Annotated in this window: 7 protein-coding genes; 6 read left to right on the forward strand and 1 reads right to left on the reverse strand. The window is 71.7% G+C overall.

Annotation, left to right across the window (positions count from 1 at the left end; genetic code table 11):
• A partial coding sequence (locus tag ACTIFU_RS21650) for a hypothetical protein (RefSeq protein WP_439580398.1) occupies positions 1–658 on the forward strand: 658 nt, incomplete at its 5' end.
• A 5-nt stretch (positions 659–663) separates the two neighbouring features.
• Here the strand turns inward: ACTIFU_RS21650 and ACTIFU_RS21655 are convergent.
• Positions 664–834 carry a hypothetical protein gene (locus ACTIFU_RS21655; protein WP_439580399.1) on the reverse strand — a complete coding sequence of 57 codons (171 nt, stop codon included), beginning with the start codon at positions 832–834 and terminating at the stop codon, positions 664–666.
• Between the two features lie 67 nt (positions 835–901).
• On the opposite strand from ACTIFU_RS21655, the gene ACTIFU_RS21660 reads away from it, so the two are divergent.
• The 5 genes from ACTIFU_RS21660 to ACTIFU_RS21680 all read left to right on the forward strand — a co-directional run.
• On the forward strand, positions 902–1,165 hold the full coding sequence (locus ACTIFU_RS21660) for a DUF3253 domain-containing protein (protein WP_439580400.1): 264 nt from the start codon (positions 902–904) through the stop codon (positions 1,163–1,165).
• A gap of 107 nt (positions 1,166–1,272) precedes the next feature.
• Positions 1,273–1,761 carry a hypothetical protein gene (locus tag ACTIFU_RS21665; protein ID WP_439580401.1) on the forward strand — a complete coding sequence of 163 codons (489 nt, stop codon included), beginning with the start codon at positions 1,273–1,275 and terminating at the stop codon, positions 1,759–1,761.
• 48 nt (positions 1,762–1,809) lie between these two features.
• Positions 1,810–2,202 (forward strand): RidA family protein, encoded by a 393-nt coding sequence (locus ACTIFU_RS21670; protein ID WP_439580402.1) that lies wholly within the window; start codon positions 1,810–1,812, stop codon positions 2,200–2,202.
• Positions 2,203–2,267: 65 nt separating this feature from the next.
• The gene (locus tag ACTIFU_RS21675) at positions 2,268–3,251 is read left to right on the forward strand and encodes a Bug family tripartite tricarboxylate transporter substrate binding protein (protein WP_439580403.1); all 984 of its coding nucleotides are present in this window, start codon (positions 2,268–2,270) and stop codon (positions 3,249–3,251) included.
• Positions 3,252–3,263: 12 nt separating this feature from the next.
• Positions 3,264–3,642: hypothetical protein (locus ACTIFU_RS21680; protein ID WP_439580404.1), on the forward strand; the 379-nt coding region annotated here is incomplete at its 3' end.

Below are 3,642 nucleotides of genomic sequence, written 5' to 3' on the forward strand. Positions count from 1 at the left end.
CGATGCCCCGCCTGTCACGCGAGGTGCCATGCGTCTGATCCCGGCCGCGCTGGCGGCGATGCTGTTCTGCGGCACGGCGGGCGCCCAGGCGCCGACGGTGCAACGCACGACCACCGAGCGCGAGATCGGGTCCTGGCTGCTCGCGTGCAGCGCCGATCCGATCACCGACCGCACCGACTGCACGCTGCGCCACCGCCTCTGGATCGTTGCGCCCGAGGGGCGGGAGGGTCCGGGGGTGGCGCTCGAGATCATGCTGCGCGACGGCCGCGCCCTGCCGGCGGTCACTGCGCGCGGGCTGACGCTGGCCGATACGGCGCGCGGCGCGCTCGCCTTCGCCGCCCATGCCGAGCTGCGGCTCGACCAGGCGCCGGCCCTGGAGCTGCCCTGCGGGCTGGAGGGTCGCGACGCGGTGTGCCTGCCCTCGGGCGAGGTCGCCTCGCGGGTGGAGGCGTCACTCGTCGGGGCATCGCGTGCGTTGGTGCGGCTGCGCACGGCGGCGCGGATCGCCGGGAGCCATGGCGAGGTCTATGCGCTCGACCTCGCGCACACGGGCGAGGCAATCGTGGCGCTCAAGGAGCGCGGGCCGGGGTCGCCGCCGGCGCCGTCGCCGGCGCGCAGCTTCCTCGATGAGCTGGAACGGCTGATCCGCGGTCGCTGAGGCGGTCAGACGTCGCGCACCGTCGCCGGCGGTGGCACACGCGGCACCTCCTCCAGCCGATCGTCGCGCGGCGAGGGTAGGTCACGCAGCGTGCCGGCGGGAAATGCGACCGGCTGCGGGGGGACGGCGAAGCCGAGACCGGCGGCGATGAGTGCGGCGACGAGGGCGCCCAGCATGACGCGCAGTCTAGAAGAACCAGGGCGCAGCGTCGCAGGTGACGCAGCCCATCCCCATGTCGGCGCCATGGCCGCCCCGGACCTCCTCGCCGACACGATCCTGCGGCTCTGTGCCGAACGGGGCGCGGGCAGGTCGATCTGTCCCTCGGACGTCGCGCGGGCGATCGCAGGCCCCGACGAGACGCGATGGCGCCTGCTGATGCACCCGGTGCGGGAGGCTGCCTTCCGCCTTGCACGCGAAGGGCGCATCCAGGTGCTGCGCAAGGGGCGCCCGATCCCGCCCGAGCAGGCGCGCGGCGTGATCAGGCTCGCAATCGTAGCGGAATCGTGACATATTTGTTCCACCTGTGATGCGCGACACAGACGGGCGCGCAGCCCGCACGCACACTGCCTCCTGCCGGGTCAGCCCAGGAGGGCGCGATGCGCAGGATTGCAACGATGCTTGGACTGCTCGCGGCGATCGCCGGCGGGACACCGGCGCTGGCGGAACGCGATCTCGGCGTGCATCGGATCGACGGGCGAGTGAACGTGATTTGGACCGTTCGCGAAGCCGACCAGGACGGCCAGTGGATCGCCGCCTACTCGATGCTTGGCCAACTCGAACGCGCCGAGGACCACGCGGACACGCTGCTCGCGGGGTGGAACTTCCGCTGCGACGGCATCATGAGCGGCGTGGGCGAATGGATCGAGGCGGATACGGGCACGTGCCTCTTCGAGGGCGAGGCGGCGAGCCGGTTTGCCGCCGAGTTCGCCGCGGCCCCCGGTCCTTGGGCCGCGACGGTCCTGCGGATCGGCTTCTACGACGGCTCGGGCGCCTATCGTACCCTGCACGGCGAGGGCACGATCGAGCGCCTGATGCGCCTGCCCTTCGCCGCGCCCGTCGGCTGGGGTTTCGTGATCGGCGCGGTCGCCTGGAATCGCGATTAGGCCGGGATCGGACCTAGACTGGGCGGCTTCGAAGCAGAGGAGCTGCCCATGGCCGAGATCGTGTTCGCCAACCCGGCCACTCTGCCTGCGCCCGCCGCGCGCTACTCCATGACCGCCGAGGTGCGCGAGGCGCGGCGCTGGGTGCTGATCAGTGGGCAGTTGCCGGTGACGGCTGACGGCTTGGTGCCGGACGACCTCGGCGCGCAGGCGGATCTGGTGATCGCGCATCTGCGCGCGGCGCTGGCGCATCACGGCATGGACGTGCGCGACATCGTCAAGCTGACGACCTATCTGACCACGCGCGAGGCGCGGCAGCCGTGGCAGCAGCGGCGGGACGCCCTGTTCGCCGGGTTCACCCCGCCCGCCAGCACCCAGGTGATCGTCGCCGGGCTGGCCGATCCGCGCTGCGCAATCGAGGTCGAGGCGATCGCCGCCGCCTGACGCGGGGGTTGAACGCCCCCGTCCCCCGTCACAGACTGACGCGGAACAGACGGGAGACCGGGACCATGCCGACACCGATCATCTCTCGGCGCGCGCTGCTCGCCCTCGCCGCGGCGCTGATCGCCGCGCCCGCGGCCGCGCAGACCGACTGGCCGAACAGGCCGCTCCGCATGATCGTGCCCGCGCCGGGCGGCGGCGGCACGGCCGACACGATCGCGCGCATCCTCGCCCAGGAGCTCGAGCGTCCGCTCGGCCACCGCGTCGTGGTCGAGAACCGCGGCGGCGCGAACGGCAATATCGGCGCCGCCGAGGCCGCCCGCTCCACCCCCGACGGCTACACCTTCCTCTATTCCTGGGCCGGAACACTCGCGACCAACATCTCGCTCTACCGCACCCTGCCGTTCCACCCGCAGGGCGACTTCGAGCCGATCGTGTTCATCGGCACCGTGCCGAACATCCTGGTGGTGAACAAGGACCTGCCGATCACCTCGCTGAAGGAGTTCGAGGAGTACGCGAAGCGCAATCCGGGCGCGATCAATTTCGGCTCGACCGGCAACGGCAGCTCGATGCATCTCGCCGCCGAGATGTTCAAGGCGCGCACCAATACCGACATGACGCACGTGCCCTACCAGGCGCCATCCGTCGCGACCAACGATCTGATCGCCGGACGTATCCAGGCGATGTTCCAGCTTGTGGTCGGCATCCAGGGCCAGGTGCGCGGCGATCTCGTCCGCCCGATCGCGGTGCTGGCCGAGAACCGCGCGCCGCAACTGCCCGATGTGCCGACCACCGCCGAGCAGGGCATGCCGGGCCTCGTCTTCGGCACCTGGTTCGGCCTGCTCGCGCCCAAGGGCACGCCCACGCCGGTCATCGCGCGCATGAACCGCGAGATGAACGCGATCCTCGCCGACGAAGGGGCCAAAGCGCGGCTGATCCAGGCCGGGCTCGCGGTCGGCGGCGGCACGCCCGAGCAGTTCGCCGCCTTCCTCGACAGCGAGATCAAGAGCCACGCCGAACTGGTGCGCGCCGCCGGCGTCCGGATCGACTGAGGGACCCCGATCATGGCGATGACCAAGCGCGAACGGTTCCAGGCGGCGATCGCGGGACGTCCCGTCGATCGCCCGCCCGTGACCGCCTGGGTGCATTTCGTCACCGACGAGAGCCCGCCCGAGGTGTTCGCCGAGCGTGCTGCTTCGTTCTTCGAGCGGCTCGACTTCGACGTCTGCAAGGTGGTGAACGACTACCGCTATCCGCTGCCCGACGGGCTCGAGACGATCGACGGGCCGGACGACATGCGCCGCTTCGCGCGCATCGCCATGGACCATCCGGCCTTCGCGCCGCAGCCGCGCGCGATCCGGCGGCTGCCCCAGCGGCGCCGCCCCGACCTGCCGCTCCCCGATACCCGCGTCGAAGCGGTCCCGCCGGTGATGCGCAAGGCGG

Origin of the sequence: Elioraea sp., assembly GCF_051860475.1 — a bacterium.
Classification (GTDB): domain Bacteria; phylum Pseudomonadota; class Alphaproteobacteria; order Acetobacterales; family Acetobacteraceae; genus Elioraea.